Annotated in this window: 12 protein-coding genes; 9 read left to right on the top strand and 3 right to left on the bottom strand. The window is 58.9% G+C overall.

The window, feature by feature from the left end; all coding sequences use genetic code 11:
* Positions 1 to 192: 192 nt before the first annotated feature.
* From QRN31_RS09205 to QRN31_RS09195, 3 genes are all read left to right on the top strand, one after another.
* A complete protein-coding gene (locus QRN31_RS09205) occupies positions 193 to 1,224 on the top strand; it encodes a histone deacetylase family protein (RefSeq protein WP_285431593.1) in 1,032 nt (343 codons plus the stop codon).
* A 12-nt stretch (positions 1,225 to 1,236) separates the two neighbouring features.
* A complete protein-coding gene (locus QRN31_RS09200) occupies positions 1,237 to 2,337 on the top strand; it encodes a polyamine ABC transporter substrate-binding protein (protein WP_285431592.1) in 1,101 nt (366 codons plus the stop codon).
* A 148-nt stretch (positions 2,338 to 2,485) separates the two neighbouring features.
* Positions 2,486 to 7,003 carry a dermonecrotic toxin domain-containing protein gene (locus QRN31_RS09195; protein ID WP_285431590.1) on the top strand — a complete coding sequence of 1,506 codons (4,518 nt, stop codon included), beginning with the start codon at positions 2,486 to 2,488 and terminating at the stop codon, positions 7,001 to 7,003.
* 12 nt (positions 7,004 to 7,015) lie between these two features.
* Here the strand turns inward: QRN31_RS09195 and pdxR are convergent, their stop codons facing one another.
* Positions 7,016 to 8,563 (bottom strand): MocR-like pyridoxine biosynthesis transcription factor PdxR, encoded by a 1,548-nt coding sequence (gene pdxR, locus QRN31_RS09190; RefSeq protein ID WP_285431589.1) that lies wholly within the window; start codon positions 8,561 to 8,563, stop codon positions 7,016 to 7,018.
* A gap of 91 nt (positions 8,564 to 8,654) precedes the next feature.
* Here pdxR and QRN31_RS09185 point away from each other — a divergent pair, with 91 nt between their 5' ends.
* From QRN31_RS09185 to QRN31_RS09175, 3 genes are read left to right on the top strand one after another with little or no spacing between them, the layout of a single operon-like run.
* Positions 8,655 to 9,278 carry an FMN-binding negative transcriptional regulator gene (locus QRN31_RS09185; RefSeq protein WP_285431588.1) on the top strand — a complete coding sequence of 208 codons (624 nt, stop codon included), beginning with the start codon at positions 8,655 to 8,657 and terminating at the stop codon, positions 9,276 to 9,278.
* Between the two features lie 10 nt (positions 9,279 to 9,288).
* The gene (locus tag QRN31_RS09180) at positions 9,289 to 9,735 is read left to right on the top strand and encodes a GNAT family N-acetyltransferase (RefSeq protein ID WP_285431586.1); all 447 of its coding nucleotides are present in this window, start codon (positions 9,289 to 9,291) and stop codon (positions 9,733 to 9,735) included.
* Between the two features lie 17 nt (positions 9,736 to 9,752).
* Positions 9,753 to 10,424: a GNAT family N-acetyltransferase gene (locus QRN31_RS09175; RefSeq protein WP_285431584.1), complete on the top strand. Its 672-nt coding sequence runs from the start codon at positions 9,753 to 9,755 to the stop codon at positions 10,422 to 10,424.
* A 34-nt stretch (positions 10,425 to 10,458) separates the two neighbouring features.
* Here QRN31_RS09175 and QRN31_RS09170 read toward each other — a convergent pair whose 3' ends face one another.
* A complete protein-coding gene (locus tag QRN31_RS09170; protein ID WP_285431582.1) occupies positions 10,459 to 11,358 on the bottom strand; it encodes a homocysteine S-methyltransferase family protein in 900 nt (299 codons plus the stop codon).
* Positions 11,359 to 11,470: 112 nt separating this feature from the next.
* Here QRN31_RS09170 and QRN31_RS09165 point away from each other — a divergent pair, with 112 nt between their 5' ends.
* The 3 genes from QRN31_RS09165 (at position 11,471) to QRN31_RS09155 (ending at position 15,586) form a co-directional block, all read left to right on the top strand.
* Positions 11,471 to 12,292, top strand: a complete 822-nt coding sequence (locus QRN31_RS09165) for an ABC transporter substrate-binding protein (protein ID WP_285431580.1) — start codon at positions 11,471 to 11,473, stop codon at positions 12,290 to 12,292.
* Positions 12,289 to 13,125, top strand: coding sequence for an amino acid ABC transporter permease (locus tag QRN31_RS09160; protein WP_285431579.1), 837 nt, complete (start codon positions 12,289 to 12,291; stop codon positions 13,123 to 13,125). The genes QRN31_RS09165 and QRN31_RS09160 overlap by 4 nt, the downstream gene beginning before the upstream one ends.
* A 241-nt stretch (positions 13,126 to 13,366) precedes the next feature.
* A complete protein-coding gene (locus tag QRN31_RS09155; RefSeq protein WP_285431757.1) occupies positions 13,367 to 15,586 on the top strand; it encodes an autotransporter outer membrane beta-barrel domain-containing protein in 2,220 nt (739 codons plus the stop codon).
* Between the two features lie 76 nt (positions 15,587 to 15,662).
* Here the strand turns inward: QRN31_RS09155 and oadA are convergent, their stop codons facing one another.
* Positions 15,663 to 17,486, bottom strand: a complete 1,824-nt coding sequence (gene oadA, locus QRN31_RS09150) for a sodium-extruding oxaloacetate decarboxylase subunit alpha (RefSeq protein ID WP_285431578.1) — start codon at positions 17,484 to 17,486, stop codon at positions 15,663 to 15,665.
* Between the last annotated feature and the right edge of the window lie 2 nt (positions 17,487 to 17,488).

Below are 17,488 nucleotides of genomic sequence, written 5' to 3'. Positions count from 1 at the left end.
CCCTCAAAAACCACCAACAACATAACGGACAAACTCGCGCCCCGAGCTTGAGCGCCCCCGCGCCAATAAGGGGCGAATTTCGGTCATGTATTTTGGCCATATTTATCCCCTTTTGGCCTTTCCTGCCGTTCTCCGAATCGCGCCGCGCCGCAAGACTGTGTTCAACCGAATCAGCCTGCGGAGAACAAGAAAATGCTGACGATCTACTCGGACGATCACCACCTGCACCACGGCCGTTGCGAATTGATGGACGGGCAATTGATGCCCTGCTTCGAGATGCCCTCGCGTGCCGACCATGTGTTGCAACGTGTGCAAAACCAGAACCTGGGCCCGGTCCAGGCGCCGCAGGATTTCGGCCTCGATCCGATTGCGCGCATCCACAGCCGCGACTACCTCGATTTCTTCAAAGGCGCCTGGGCACGCTGGACCGAATTCAATACCGACGGCGACTTGCTGCCCTACACCTGGCCGGCCCGCACCTTGCGCCGGATTCTGCCGACCAGCCTGCACGGCCAGCTCGGTTATTACAGCTTCGACGGTGGCGCTCCAATTACCGCCGGCACCTGGCAAGCGGCGTACAGCGCAGCCCAGGTTGCCCTCACCGCACAAGCCGCCATCCAGAACGGCGCCCGCAGTGCCTTCGCCTTGTGCCGTCCGCCGGGACACCATGCCGCCAGCGATTTGATGGGCGGTTATTGCTACCTCAACAACGCCGCCATCGCCGCCCAGGCTTTCCTCGACCAAGGCCATAAAAAGGTCGCGATTCTCGACGTCGATTACCACCACGGTAATGGCACGCAGTCGATTTTCTATGAGCGCAGCGATGTGCTCTTCACCTCGATCCACGGCCATCCTGAAGCCGAGTTCCCGTTCTTCCTCGGCTATGAAGACGAGCTGGGCGAAGGCGCCGGCGAAGGTTTCAACTTCAACTACCCTTTGCCCGCCGGCAGTGGATGGGACAGCTGGAGCGCCGCGCTGGAACACGCCTGCAAGGAAATCGAGAAATACGGTGCCGACATCATCGTCGTGTCCTTGGGCGTCGACACGTTCAAGGATGACCCCATCTCCCAATTCAAGCTCGACAGCCCGGATTACCTGGCGATGGGCGAGCGCATCGCGGGCCTCGGCAAGCCGACGCTGTTCGTGATGGAAGGCGGCTACGCCGTGGAAGAAATCGGCATCAATGCCGTGAATGTTCTCGAAGGTTTTGAAAGCGCCCAATGAGGAATTAGAACAATGAACAGACTCAAGCGTTTTATCGCCCCTGCACTGTGCGCCACAGTGCTCAGTGGCGCCGTCCATGCTGAAGAGCGAACGTTGCGCGTCTACAACTGGTTCGACTACATCACGCCCAAAGCCCTGGAAGACTTCAAGGCACAGAACACTCAGACCAAACTGGTCTACGACATCTTCGACACCAACGAAGCGCTGGAAGCCAAACTGCTGACCGGCAACTCGGGCTATGACGTGGTGGTGCCGTCCAACGTGTTCCTCGCCAAGCAGATCGAGGCCGGCGTGTTCCAGCCACTGGACCGCAGCAAACTGCCGAACTGGAACCACCTCGATCCCAAGCTGATGAAGCTGATCGAAGCCAACGACCCGAGCAACAAATTCGCCGTGCCATACATGTACGGCACCATCCTGATCGGCTTCAACCCGGCCAAAGTCAAAGCCGCCCTGGGTGACAACGCGCCAGTGAACAGCTGGGACCTGATCTTCAAGGAAGAGAACATCAGCAAACTCAAGCAGTGCGGCGTCGCCCTGCTCGATTCGCCATCGGAGATCTTGCCGCTGGCCCTGCAACACCTTGGCCTGGACCCCAACAGCAAGAAGCCAGCGGACTACGACAAGGCTGAAGCGCTGCTGATGAAGATTCGTCCATACATCACCTACTTTCATTCCTCCAAGTACATGGCCGACATCGCCAACGGAGACATCTGCGTCGCGGTCGGTTATTCCGGCAGCTTCTCTCAGGCCGCCAACCGCGCCAAGGAAGCCAAGAACGGCGTCATCGTCGACATGCGCCTGCCAAAAGAAGGTGCGCCGATCTGGTTCGACATGCTCGCCATCCCTAAAGGCGCGAAGAATCCGGACGATGCCTACACCTTCATCAACTACCTGCTGCAACCGCAGGTGATCGCGCCGGTCAGCGATTTCGTCGGCTACCCGAACCCGAACAAGGACGCCACGGAAATGGTCGACCCGGCCATTCGTAACAACCCGAACCTGTACCCGACCGAAGCAGCGATGGGCACGCTCTACACCCTGCAACCGCTGCCGCGTGATGCCGAACGCGCGCGGACCCGGGCCTGGACCAAAATCAAGTCCGGGACCTGATTGCCCTGCCAAGATCAAAGACCCGCGCGAAGGCGGGTCTTTTTTTTGAAGGCATAAACAGTTACCACCCCGGGCTCCCGGCGCCCCATTACCGTTGGTGCAACCAAGAGGTTCTTATCGTCCTCCTCCCTGCTCCAAGGTAACCATCATGAGCAATTTCCTCCCATCCGAGTCCCTGGATGACACCACTCCTTTAGTAGAAAAAAGTGAGCTGATCAGGCAGATCAGTCACGGCCCTTTGCCAAGCAAAGTCGCCTCACAGCTGTTGCGCCAGGCATTGGGAACGCTGTATCCGCAACTGAACATCGACCCGGACCAGACAACCGTCGCTACACCCCAATGGAAAATCGTGAACGACCAGGTCGAGGCAGGCCCGATCGAATTCCAGTCACTGACCTCCACACTCTTGCGCAATAGCCTGTTCGGAACAAAAGCCAATTTCCTTGAAGGACAGCATTTCCTGACACTGGAACCCGACCTCAAGAACCCGGTTCATCTCGCGGTCAGCATCGAGGAAATTGCCAAGGTGCTGAACGACACAGCACCCTTGCTGTTTATCGAATTGCAACGTCAGCAACTGGAATTCTGGAACCAAAAGGGCAGGAAAATAGCTCGCTGGCTCGAGCTCTCCAACTCATTGCGCAAAGCACTGAACGTGCAATCGGTCAAAGGCTGGGACGCCGATGAATGCGCCATGGCGCGTGAAGTGTTCAACGATCCGGATCGAGCCACTCGTCAACATTCAATCAGCGGGCTGTCGGCCATCCAGGCATGCCTGATCGATATCGATACCGTTGCAAACGACGTCGCCAGCCATCTGTTGATCGGTGGCGCCCTGGTGCTCAGGGCCACCAGCGGTAAACGCGACTTGCTGGTGATGTACACGATCGAGCGCGGTTACGAGTCCTTCGCTTCAATAGAGCAACTGGGCGACTCGCTGCCCGCTCGCCTGGACGACCCACCCACAGGACGGGCCCTCAGGTGGCAGTTGTTCGAGCCTGACGGCAACGTCTTTGACCACATGGCCTGGGCGTTAGTGACGTCTCAACTCGACGCCATAGACGCGATGAGATCCCTTGATGCGCCGGCCGGTGGCGCCGTTTTGCCCGAGACCGGGCTGGACACAATCGAATACGCTCGCTTTCAACAACTTGATTCGGCCATTCCCGACTGGTTACGCGAAGCATCGACAACCGATATTCAAGACTATGGTCGTTACATCAGCGCGCTGGGCATGCTCTATCGTGAACCGCACAGTAAGGCCGCCAGAGCCGAAATACCTTCCATTACCGACTATGCGCAACGCCTGATGCGTGAAGCGATCATCGCTGATACACGTGCCATCGAGGCCGCGAGCCTGCCGCTGGATGATCTGCGGATCCGCGTCACCAGCAGCTTCACCGCCGACAATCTGACACTGCCCAATCCCCTCGACCAGCGCATCGAAACCCTGGCCGACTTCGCGCTGGAAAACGAGGCGCCTTACATGGCGACAGTTTTTTTCATCCGCGACCATCCGCTGCCGCAATGGCTGACGCCAGCATTTCTCTCCAGCCTGGCGGCGCAGGTCAACGTCGGCGACGCGTACCCGATGCTCATCAAGCGCAAGCTGATCGACGACCCGGTCGAATCCCGTCGCCAGGAAACGTTCTACTGCGATCAGTTACGTTTGCTGCTACCGCTGCTGGCGCTGGAGGGCAAAGTCAAACAAGAGGCAGGGATCGATGAACACGGCTATCGATACGTCAGGGAGTTGCTTGATCCTGACAGCGAAGAAACCAGGTCCATTGCCATCTACCCCCTCACGCTGACGCCGCAACATCGCTTGATCAGCACCAGCGACACGGTCGCCAACATGTTCATCATCAGCCCTCGAAACGCCCGGAGCGGCCCTTGTCTGCTTTATCGCCCGATGCTGGACAAGCCCTTGTTGCAGTTTCCCTCCAGGCAAAACCTACTGTACGCGCTGCACCAACCCGGCGAACTCAGGGACTCGTTACTGGCATGGCTGCCGGACAAAACCCTGAGCTTTGAATACGCTCAGTCTGTTTTCCCGGTGGGCCTTCCTTCCCCTTGGCTGGTGGCCGAACAACTGGTCAATCCATTGCAGCGCGCGGATCGGTTCGGACGCGTGGTGTTCGAGCGTGAAGAAATCACCGGCAACGTCCTGTCGGCGCTGTTCAAGAGCAATGCGCGGGCATTGGTGGATCTGGCTGACCGCCAGTCGCAATCGAATGCCGAACGACGCTGGAGCCTGCTCAAAGACAGCAGTTGGGCTTTGTTCAACGCGGCATCGAATGTCCTCAGCGGCGCCGTTGGAACGGCCGTCTGGGTATGGCAGAGCATCAACGAGATTCAAGAAGCTCTCGACGCCAGTGACAAGGGCGACAGCTTTATCGTGTGGACCTCCGTCTCGGACATTCTCCTGACCCTGGGCATTATCCTCAGCCATCACGCCGTGCTGCGGCGCAAAACGTTATCAGGCAAAACACGGCGTTGGGCGGAGAAAGAAGTCCCGTCGAAAATCGAGCCTGGCGCCATCACCTTCAACTCCGTCCCGCTGTCCTCGGAACTTGCGCCGGAGCACTACTCCTCACTTGAGGTCGCGGGTGCAGTGCCACGTCGCACACCGGCGGCGCTGGGCGCCTGGCTCGATACTCTCAAAGTCCCGGCCATCGATATCACGGCCGAGAATGTGACGCAGGTGAACGAAGCGCCTCCCCATCTCTACCAGCTCGACGACAAACAGTTTGCCCAGGTCGGCGACCGATGGTTCCAGGTCCTGGTCAACGGGGACGAACAGGCTTGTATCGTCGACCCCAGCCACCCCGGCCGAAGCGGCCCGCCGCTGACTCATAACATCAAAGGGCAATGGTTTATCGATCTGCGGTTACGCCTGCGAGGGGGAGCCGGGAATGTGTTCAGCAAACCCCAGGTCGCCGCCAGCGAACTGCGCAAACATGAATTGGACATGGTTCTGGAAACCTTCAAAGGCCAGGAAACGCTGAATGAAACCGAACTGACAGCGATGCAGACCGACATTCAGAAAGCCGATAGCAAAGACTACGATCGCTTGTGCGAGGCTTACACGCAAAAACTGGATACAACCATCGCCGGGTATCAGAAGGTGTTGGAACAACTGCAGGAATGGCGCACGTTGGGCGGAACGACGGACTATGTCTACGACCTGCTGCGCATGAGCACCTTGCTGCAAAAGAATCTCGCGTTGTGGTTTGTGATCAAGAAAAACCAGTATGCCCAGGCCACACACATGCTGAGCAACTCCGGCCAGACAGATCCGCTGCCGCTAGGGACCTACATCAGCAGAATCCAGCAAGCGACCGACTTGAGCCACGAAATGGTCGAGAAACTGGCGCTGTCGGGCTCGACGCTTGAGGGGATGCGCGCGGCAGGACGAGCCGGTATTGAGCAATCACTGAAAATAAGGACACTCACACCCTCCTTCACCGCCCTGGATCTCAAAGCCAATGAAATCGGCATGGCGCAGGAGTTGTGCATTCAAGAGCAAGCCAGCCCGATGATGTCCCAGGCTCGAGACGCCGTCGGCAAGATTGTCGTGAGTGCCGCCCACGCTGCGAATCAGGTGGTGGAGCTCATAAAAGCTGCTGATGCCCCCCACCCTTTGCAGGTGCCTGTCGAAGCGATGAGCCGTTTGGTGGAGGCGTTCGCCGATGCCGATCAGCGTATTCAAGAACTGCCCGTCACCTACCCTGGCTTGGTCAGGCAACCCCGGCTTAATGATCTGCGAGCGCTTATTGCCGAGTTCGAACAACTGGCACAGGACCGACTTCAAGCGTTGTTGCCTGAGCCGCAGCTTGTGCGAAAACCGGCAGAGCGAGTACAGCAGGCCCCTACACGGCAACCGGTCAAAGTGCGCAAGACCCGACCGCGCGCGCCCAACCGTACTGACGTCGAGAACACCACGGACGAGCTCATCAAGCCCGTCTCATTGACCCGCCAATTGCCACCCTCGGTCCTCGATGACAACGGGATTATCGAGGCCGGCATTGAACTGAACCTCAATACTCGTGAGTTCATCACCCAGACGCGCAAAGATGCCTTGCGTCCAAGGCGCATCCCCGCCGACATGCAGGATGTATTTGACCAACAGGCACTCAAACTGGAGCACGGTGCCAGCCAGGTGGATCAGGTTATGATCCGCATCAACAAAGCAGGGGGAACGCCCCCTCCGATCGCCATGCTCAGCCTGGAACTGCGTGAGGCGGCCCGCCGAATGCGTCAAGAAGGTGTTGAGGTGCGAGCGCGCCTGTACCAAAAGCGCAAACCGACACAAAGCGCTTTCAAATGGCTGCATGAGAACCGACAGGTAGAGATCCGTCGCGACGAACGAGGACGCATCCAGACCAAAGGCTTAGGCGACGTGTTCCAGGAATACCGGATTCTCGACAAGGCAAACAACCAGGCATTTTGGGTGGCGCATTTTCACTATGAAGCGCTCGATAGCCCTGCGGAAAACCCCACGGCGGCACATTTGAAAGTCTCGGATGATTTTCTCAAGACCCTCGCCCCTGAGCAGCAGCACATCTTGAGCAACGTCGATCCGATTGATGGCGTCCTGCGCAAACTACTCGACCCCGACCTGCGCCAACTGTTTCTGGATCTGGAACCACAGACCGAGGCCTGAGGTACAGCGTGATTAACGCCAGACCTTTTCCAAACGCGCGAGTGCTGCGTTGATCGCCGCTTCGGGCACTGCGGCGAATCCCAAGACCAGGCCTGCGCGCTGGTCCACCGGTATTTGTGTATCGGGCAGCCAGTAGCTGCTCAATGCATTGATCTCGATATCGACGCTGGCGGCTTGCTCGATCAGTTCGCGTTCGCGGGCCTGCGAGTCGACCGCCACCGTCAGGTGCAAGCCTGCCGCGACACTCGGCAGGCTGCCGATGCCGGGGATGTTCTGCGGCCAACCGGCCAACAAGGTATTGCGTCGGCCAAGGGCCGCACGGCGCATGCGACGGATGTGTCGCTGAAAGTGCCCTGCGCCCATGAACTCGGCCATTACCGCCTGGGTACTCACTTCGGAATGTCGAACATCCACCGCCCGGCGTTGCGAGAAGGCCTGAACCAGGCCCGGCGGCAACACCAGATAACCCAGTCTCAACGCGGGGAATGCAACCTTGCCAAAGGTCCCGACATACAGCACCCGCCCCTGCCGATCGAGTGCCGCCAACGGTGCCAGCGGCGCGCCGCTGTAACGGTATTCGCCGTCGTAGTCGTCCTCGACGATCCACCCTTGGGTGCGTTCAGCCCAAGCCAGCAATTCAAGGCGTCGCGCCAGGCTCATCACCACACCGGTCGGGTATTGATGCGACGGCGTCACATAAGCCAGACGACAATCGTTAAGTCCGTTCAATTCGGTGCAATCGATGCCCTCGGCGTCCACCGCCACGCCGTGCAAACGCGCCCCGGCCACCGCGAATGCATGCCCCGCCGCCCGATACCCCGGATTTTCAATCGCGACGCCATCGCCAGGCTCTACCAGCAGCTGTGCACAAAGGCTAATCCCCTGCTGCGCACCACTGGTGATCACTATTTGCTCAGCCGAACACTGCATGCCCCGGGAGCTGCGCAAGTACGCGGCGATCATGCCGCGCAAACGCTCATCCCCTGCCGGATCGCCGTAACACAGTTGCTCAAGATCCGGTTTTCGCCAGAAAGCCGCATTCAGCTTGGCCCAAACCTCGAAAGGAAACAGATCGAACGCCGGAACACCAACCCGAAATGCCCGGGGAGGACCACTCGGCGGCAGCGCCAAATGGTTCTTCTCAACGCGCCCCAAAGGCCCGCTGTGGATAACTTTACTGGATGGAACCACAGGCAAATCCAGCCAATTTGTGGATAAGGTTGTGGATAACCCTGTTGACAACCCTGTGGATACTTTTGTGGATAGTTTTTTCGCCGGGAGCGCGGTCTGCGGCAATCGCGCCACGTAAGTTCCGTCGCCGACACGCCCTTCGATAAACCCTTCCGCATAAAGCTGATCGTAGGCGCGGACCACGCTGTTGCGGGAAATCGCCAGTGCCGTCGCCAGATCCCGACTGGCTGGCAATCGTGTGCCGCTGGCCAGTCGTCCATCCAATACCCGCAGGCGCAAGGCCTGATAGAGCTGGCGGCTCAAGCCCTGGCGACGATCAAGTTCGATACCGGCGGGGTTGAATGAAAGGGAAAGCGGCGCCTGGGTCATGGTAATGGACCTATGAAATTGGTCATTAATGGCTCTTACAACAGACCAATAGCCTGCCTAGGATGGACGCATTCGCCAAGGAATTTTTTCCATGTACAACCCCAGCAGCTTTGCCATCAATGATTTGAACGAACTGCAGCAGCAGATACTCGGCACTCGCCTCGCGATGGTGATCACGCATGGCGCGCAAGGCCTGCAGGCCAGTCATCTACCGTTGCTCTTTCGTCCTGACGAGGGCCCCAATGGCACCCTCTACGGCCACTTCGCCAGGGCCAATTCGCAATGGAAAGAATTGCAGGACGGTGCTGAGGCGCTGGTGATTTTTGCCGGTGCCGATGCCTACGTCAGCCCAGGTTTTTACCCGAGCAAAGCCGAGCACGGCAAAGTCGTGCCGACCTGGAACTACGTCGCCGTACACGCTTACGGCACGGCGGAAGTGTTCAGCGATGCCGATCGTCTGCTTGCTTTGGTCAGCGCGTTGACCGATCGCCACGAGGCCGGCCGCGCTCAGCCGTGGAAAGTGGCGGACGCGCCCGCCGACTACATCGACGGCATGCTCAAAGCCATCGTCGGGTTTGCCCTGCCGATCCAGCGCCTGGAAGGCAAACGCAAGCTCAGCCAGAACCGCAGCACCGCAGACATCGCCGGCGTGCGCGAAGGCCTCGCCGCCAGCCCTGACGTCCACGACCAGGCCCTCGCCCACTTGATGCGTTAAGGAAATGAACATGAGTCAGATTGAAATTCGCCAGGTCAGCGCCGACGATCACGCCGCCTGGTTGCCGCTGTGGCAAGCCTACCTGCGCTTCTACAACACCGAGTTGCCAGAGACGGTTACGCACAGCACCTGGCAGCGCATGCTCGGCCACAACGAACCGACTCATTCGGCGCTGGCGTGGCTCGATGGCAAAGCGATCGGCATGGTGAACTTCATCTACCATCGCTCGAACTGGAGCATTGAAAATTCCTGCTACCTTCAAGACTTGTTGGTAGTGCCGGAAACCCGCGGCACTGGCGTCGGCCGAAAGTTGATCGAATTCGTTTACGCCACCGCCAAAGAGGATGGCTGCTGCAAAGTCCATTGGCTGACCCACGAAACCAACGCCACTGCGATCCAGCTCTACGAGCGCATCGCCGAACGCCCCGGTTTTATCCAGTTTCGCAAAGCCCTGTAAGGTTCAAGGAGAACAACATGTCGACTTCACTCGCCAACTGGACAGGCGTCCCGGCGCCATCGGTCCAAATTCTCGAAGGGCGTTTCATCCGCCTGGAGAAACTCGACCCGGCGCGTCACGCCGATGGTTTGTGGAAAGCCCTGCAAGGCCCGGGCTCAGACCCGAAGCTCTGGGACTATTTGCCGTACGGGCCTTTTCCTGAGCGCAGCGCGTTCAACGACTGGCTGAACAATCATGCGGCCAACAGCGACCCGTATTTCTTCAGCGTGATCGACCGCGCCAGTGGTGAGGTGCAGGGCATCCTCAGTCTGATGTCGATTGTTCCTGCTCAGGGGCGCATCGAAATAGGCCATGTAACCTTCGGCGCGCCGATGCAGCGCTCGCCAAAAAGTACCGAGGCGATTTATTTGCTGGCCAAGGAGTGTTTCGCGCTGGGTTACCGACGCCTTGAGTGGAAGTGCAACAACGGCAACGCCCGCTCCAAGTACGCGGCGGAGCGCTTGGGGTTCAGTTTTGAAGGTGTGTTCCGCCAGCATATGGTGGTCAAGGGACAGAACCGGGACACGGCGTGGTACTCGATTCTGGATTCGGAATGGCCGGCGATTGGCGCCGGGTTCGAGCGCTGGTTGAGCGATGAGAATCAGACAGAGTCAGGGCAGCTGAAAACTCTCGCCGAGTGCCGCACCTGACGAGCGTTTCCCACGCTCTGCGTGGGAACGATCTTTAGGCGAGTTTCTGGGCCAACACTGCGATGTGCTCCGGCCCTATTCCACAGCAGCCTCCCAAATGGCTGGCGCCGCGTTCTTTCCAGTCCGCCGCCCAGTGCAGATAGCCGGGCGGATCGAGGTCTTCGCGCAACGGATCAAGACCGTCGTTGGCGGTGGCCTCCTTCGGTTGCGGCGGGAAGGCATTGGCGTACGCGCCAATGTGAATCTTCACTCCCAAACGCTCGAAGGTTTCCCGCGCGGCATCAATCGCAGCGCCGATGACTTCTGGCTGGCTGCAATTGAACAGCAACGTCTCGACACCCAACTCAGCAGCCACTTCAGCCGCTTCAGCGACCGGTTCTCCGGAACGTAAACGCGGCACTTCGTCCGTGTCTTCATCCTTCAAGGTAAACGACAGCCAGAACGGCTTGCCGTCCTTCGGCAGACCCGCGTGAATCGCCCGCGCCTCGACAATCGAGCTCTGGGTTTCAGCCAGCCACAGGTCGACATGCGGTGCCAGCCCGGTCACCAGCGGAGCCAGCAATTCATTAACCCGGGCAGCGTCGAACAGATCCGGGCGGTAAGAACCGAACAGCGGCGGTAATGAACCCGCCACCCGTACAGCCTTGCCCGAGGCAGTGACGGCACGTCGGGCCAACTCACCGGCGAGCGCTGCCAGGGCCTGACCTTCAGCGGCAAAACGCTCTTCGCCAATGTGAAACGGCACCACCGCATAGCTGTTGCTGGTGATCACGTCGGCACCAGAGTCGATATAAGCCGCATGCACCGCTTCCACCGCTTGCGGCGCTTCGCTCAAGGCCAGTGCCGACCATTCCGGTTGTCTGAACGGCGCCCCTCGGCGTTGCAACTCACGACCCATGCCGCCATCCAGAATTACTGTATTCGCTGCGTCCATATGCTTTTTTCTCATATGCTTATGAAAATAACTCACTACCAGAGTCTCCCTTATAACTATTTAATACGCACCATCCGGTTAATAACAACCATTTTTTTATCAGGGATCGACTGTGAAAATTCAACCGCTACTGGCCCTGGGCCTGACGATTCTGGCTGCCTCCACCCAAGCCTTTGGCGGCGCTACGCTGGATCGCATCGAGCAAAAGAAAGAACTCGTGGGCGTGTTGATGGAGAGTTATCCACCCTTCTCGTTTCTGAATGAGCAAAACCAACTCGCCGGTTTCGACGTGGATGTCGCCAAAGCCGTGGCGGATAAACTGGGCGTCAAACTGCGCCTCGAAACCCCGTCGTGGGATGTGATCGCCGCCGGCCGCTGGAGCGGGCGCTACGACATCTGCGTCTGCTCCATGACCCCGAGCAAGGCCCGCGCCGAAGTTTTCGATTTCCCGGTCGAGTACTACGCTTCGCCAGCAGTGATCGTAGTCAACGCCAAGGACGACAGTATCCACAGCGCCAAAGACCTGAGCGGCAAGAAAGTCGGCCTGACCAGCGCCTCCAGCTACGAAAGCTATCTGAACAAAAACCTGGTGATCGAAGGCGCCGAAGACACCCAGTTGCAGTATCCGTTTGAAAATGTGCAGATCGCACCGTATGACACCGACAACGTAGCGTTCCAGGACTTGGCACTGGGCACTGGCGTGCGACTCGATGCGGTCCTCACCAACCTCGTTACCGCGCAACCACGGCTGACCGAAGACAAGCGCTTCAAGCTGGCTGGCGAGCCGCTGTACTCGGAACCCAACTCGGTCGCCATCGAAAAGGGCGATGCACAGTGGGACGCCAAGGTGCGTGAAGTCTTTGCGCAACTGAAACAGGACGGCACCCTGAGCAAGCTCTCGCAAAAATGGATCGGCGCCGACATCAGCAAATGACTTCTTTCCCGACACCTCCTCAGCCACCGCAACCGGTGGCTGAATCCCGGCTGCAACGAGTTTTCGGCTTTCGCACACGGCTGTACCTGACCTGGGCCGCGATGCTGGGTTTGTTCGCCAGTTTCTTCCTGAGCTTCGACCTGAAGTTCTCGATCATCCTCGACAAACTGCCCAACCTGATCGGCCTGCACCTGGCGCCAAACGGCTTCCTGCAAGGCGCGGCGCTGACACTGTTTTTGTGCCTGTGCTCAATCGTGACGTCGTCACTGCTGGGTTTCATCACCGCCCTGGCGCGACTGTCGAAAAGCGCCGTGGCCTTCGGCATCGCAAGTTTCTACGCGTCGTTCTTTCGCGGCACGCCGCTGCTGATCCAGATTTTGCTGATCTACCTGGGCCTGCCACAACTGGGCATCGTCCCAGGCGCCATCGCCGCTGGCATCATCGCCCTGTCGTTGAACTACGGCGCCTACCTCAGCGAAATCTTCCGCGCCGGCATCCTCGGCGTTCCCCACGGCCAACGCGAAGCCTCCCTGGCGCTGGGCATGCGCGAAACCGTGATTTTCTGGCGCGTCACCCTGCCCCAGGCGATGCGCACCATCATTCCGCCGACCACCAATCAATTCATCTCCATGCTCAAGGACTCGTCACTGATCTCGGTGATGGGCGTTTGGGAAGTGATGTTTTTGGCGCAGTCGTATGGACGGTCAAGCTATCGGTACATCGAGATGCTGACGACTGCAGCCATCATTTATTGGGTGATGTCGATTGGGCTGGAGCTGATTCAGGCGAGGATGGAGCGGCATTACGGGAAGGCGTATTTACAACGCAGCTAGGGGTATCGCCAAGTGATTGGGCAGCGAGAAATCAGTTTCTGATTTTGCGATAGCCGGCAATGTCTCGATGAGTTGTGAGAAAGGTCGTCGATTCGACGGGCTAAAAAACCGCTGTTACCCGGCGACTCGCCCTTTTCGACACGACTATTTGACACCACCTGCACACCCACCAGAAACGCCTGACATCGGCAATCAAGCGCTCACTTTAGAGTTTTTCCTCCTTCAACAGAGGCAAAACTCAATGTTCGCTCAACACAGATACCGTCCACATCACTTGGCGCTGGCCATTGCGCTGGCAGTGGGTTGCACTGATTTTTCATATGCCCAGCAGACAGTCGTCAATGCCGGCACTCCTTCTTCTGAAACACCGGAGCAGCTCACCGCGCAGCTCGAGGCTTTTATCAACCACCCCGACACAACCAAGACTTCCATCACCAGAGCAGTAGACGGATTTAACCGGGCTTTCAGCGAAGGAAACGACCTTGTCACCGTATCTGGTCGAGGATCCCTTACCGGCGTTGTTGACGGTCGTGGCGGGACCAATTTCCTGCAACTTGATACGGCAAGTGGCGGCACGCTGGGCGAGAGTCGCAACTTCGAAGGCCTGGAACTCAAACGAAGCACCTGGACCGTGAACAGTCCAAATGACTTCAAAACGGGTGTATGGGTGCGCTCCCGGGCAACACTCATCAATGACGGGGGTATCGAAGGAGGAGCGTTGATCCAGGGTTCTCTTGTCAACACGGGCAAGATCTGGGGCAACGTAACGGTGCAATCAGGTGGCACCCTGACCAACTCGGGGACTGTCGTGGGCGAGGTCCTTGTGGATGAAAAAGGTGTTTTTGCCGGCAATGGTCGAGTTGGGGCCTTGCAGGTCAACGGCCGTTTCTCCGTCGACAAGATTCACGGTGCGCCGACAGTGTCGGGCGATCTGAGGCTTTCCAAAACGGCCGAGCTGACCTACGAGGTCGACGCCGACCGCAAAAGTGCAACGGTTGTAGTCGACGGCACTGCCAGTCTGGGGGACGCGACGCTGAACATCGTTGCGTCACCGGGCGACTATCCAACCGTCAGCGCAAACACCATCCTTGAAGCCGATAGAGTCGAGGGGGAATTTGGAAAAGTCCTCAATAACCTTGCATTTTTAACGCCCAAGGTTGAATACGAAGAGAAGAAAGTCGATCTGATCCTTACCCGTAACAACGTGCCTATCGAGTCTTTCGCAATCACCGAGAATGGTGAAGAACTCGCCCGAAGCATCGAGGAGCCGATCGACATACCGCAAGCACAGACTGCACCTGAGAATGCGCCCCTCGTCACAGACGCACTGACTCCACCCACAGGCGCTGATACGCCTGTCACCGCCCCAGCTCCTGCGACAGCAGCAAACCCCGCCCCCTCGCCAGCACAACCCGCCACGCCCACCAATGCCGCTGTCGTCGCGCTGCTCGGCGCCGATATACAAACCGCCTCTCATGCAATCGAGCAACTGGCCGGCAGCAACAACGCCAACCTCGCGAAGGCAACCCTCAACAGCGACAGCCCGATCAGCTCAACCCTGCTCTCGGCCATGCGCCAAATGGACAGCGCGGCAGGCTCCGGCAACCAGAAGAACTCGCCGCGTGTAGCAGCAGGCAGTGAACAAAACAGCAGAATCTGGCTGCAAGCACTAGGTCACGGCGGAACGCTGGATCGCGACAACGACCCTCTGAAACATTCCACCCAAGGCTTGGTGATGGGCGCCGATTGGCGCATCGATGAGCAATGGCGTATCGGCGTGATGGCCGGCAAATCCGACACTCGCCTGGACAGCCGTGATCTCGACGGCGATCTCGACAGCTGGCATCTGGGTGCCTACGCCCAGCGCCAGAACGGTCCTGTGGCGCTACGCCTGGGCGCGACCTACAGCAATCACGATGGCAGCACCAAACGCCGTGTTGCCTTCAACGGTTTCAGCGACCGTCCGCAAGGCCGCTACGATGCCAGCACCCAACAGGCCTTCGCTGAAGTGGGCTACAACCTGGGTCGTGCCAACGTCAGCATCGAACCGTTCGCCAGCCTGGGTTACCAACGCTATCAGCGTGACGGCTACACCGAAAAAGGTGGCGCCGCCGCATTGAAGGTCCAGGGCCAGACTCAAAACAACCTGAACAGCACATTCGGCTTGCGGCTGGCGAAGCTCAACACCCTGGATAACGGCATGCAACTGACCCCGCGATTCAGTGCCGGCTGGAAGCACACTTACGGAGACCTCTACAGCGATACCCGTCAGCGATTGGTAACAGGCGGAAAAAACTACAGCGTTCACGGTGCACCACTGGATCGGGACAGCTTGCTGGTCGATGCAGCGCTGGACCTTGGGCTGTCGGCTAACCATACGCTCGGCGTCGGCCTTAATGGTGAGTTCGGCACCGACAGCCGAAACCATGGCGTAACAGGTCAATGGCGGATGAGTTTCTAAGCCGTAAATCCGGGCGAAAAAAAAAGGGGAGCACATGCCCCCCCGAGGTTTAAAGCGGTCAATCGAGGCTGTTAACTCAGCCTTCGATCTCGATCAAGATTTCGCCCGGATTCACCCGGTCGCCCTTGGCCACGTGGATGGCGGTGACTTTGCCGGCGATGGCCGATTGGACTTCGGTTTCCATCTTCATCGCTTCGGTGATCAGCACGGCTTGCCCTGCTTTCACGGTGTCGCCTTCCTTGACCAGCACGTCGACGATGTTGCCCGGCATGGTGGTGCTGACGTGGCCCGGTGCAGTGGCTTGCTTGCGCTTGCTGCTGCCGCCGCTGACGAATTCGTTGAGCGGCTCGAACACCACTTCTTCCGGCATGCCGTCGATGGACAGGTAGAAGTGACGCTTGCCTTCGGCCTTCACGCCAACACCGGTGATGTCGACGCGGTAGGTTTCGCCGTGGACGTCGATGACGAATTCGGTCGGCACGCCTTCGCCGCCGACCGAGGCCACGCCGCCCGCTTCGGGAATCGGCAACAGCACTTCTGGAGTCAGGGTGCCGGCAGCGCGTTCTTCGAGGAACTTACGGCCGATGTCCGGGAACATGGCGTAGGTCAGCACGTCTTCTTCAGACTTGGCCACGGCACCGATTTCAGCGCGCAGCTTGGCCATTTCAGGCTTGAGCAGGTCAGCTGGACGGACGTCGATCACCTCTTCGCTGCCGATCGCCTGGCGACGCAATTTCTCGTTCACGGTGCCCGGCGCTTTACCGTAGCCGCCTTGCAGGTAAAGCTTCACTTCGTTGGTGATGGTCTTGTAGCGCTCGCCGGCCAGCACGTTGAAGAACGCCTGGGTGCCGACGATCTGCGAAGTCGGGGTCACCAGCGGCGGGAAGCCGAGGTCCTCACGGACGCGCGGGATTTCGGCCAGCACTTCGCCCATACGGTTCAGTGCGCCCTGCTCTTTCAACTGGTTGGCCAGGTTGGAGATCATCCCGCCCGGTACCTGGTTGACTTGAACGCGGGTGTCGACGGCGGTGAATTCGCTTTCGAACTGGTGGTACTTCTTGCGCACGGCGTAGAAGTACAGGCCGATCTCCTGGAGCAGTTCCAGATTCAGACCGGTGTCGAACTCGGTGCCTTTAAGGGCGGCAACCATCGACTCAGTGCCGGGGTGGCTGGTGCCCGAGGCCATGCTGGAAATAGCGGTGTCGATATGATCAGCACCGTTTTCGATGGCCTTGAGTTGGCACATTGTGGCCAGGCCAGCCGTGTCGTGGGAGTGGATGAAGACCGGCAGCGATTGCTCGGACTTCAATGCCTTGACCAGTTCGCCGGTGGCGTACGGCGTCAGTAAGCCAGCCATGTCCTTGATCGCGACCGAGTCGCAACCCATGGCTTCCATTTGCTTGGCTTGAGCCACAAAGGCCTCAATGGTGTGCACCGGGCTGGTGGTGTAAGCGATGGTGCCCTGAGCGTGTTTGCCAGCGGCTTTCACGGCTTCGATGGCCACGCGCAGGTTACGCACGTCGTTCATCGCGTCGAAGATGCGGAACACGTCGATGCCATTGACGGCGGCCTTGGCGACGAAGGCTCTGACCACATCATCGCTGTAGTGGCGGTAGCCCAGCAGGTTCTGGCCACGCAGGAGCATCTGCAAACGCGTGTTAGGCAGCGCAGCGCGCAGCTGGCGCAGGCGCTCCCACGGATCTTCTTTCAGAAAGCGTACGCAGGCGTCGAAGGTCGCGCCGCCCCAGCATTCCAGCGACCAGTAGCCGACTTTATCGAGCTTGTCGCAGATCGGCAGCATGTCTTCGGTGCGCATGCGGGTGGCGAGCAGCGATTGATGGGCGTCGCGCAGGACCGTGTCGGTTACGTGGATACGCTTTGTAGGTTGAGAGTTGCTCATTG

Origin of the sequence: Pseudomonas sp. fls2-241-R2A-110 (assembly GCF_030209165.1) — a bacterium.
GTDB lineage: Bacteria > Pseudomonadota > Gammaproteobacteria > Pseudomonadales > Pseudomonadaceae > Aquipseudomonas.
The sequence above is the reverse complement of the archived record's forward strand: the minus strand, read 5'-3'. Positions and strand labels throughout refer to the sequence as shown.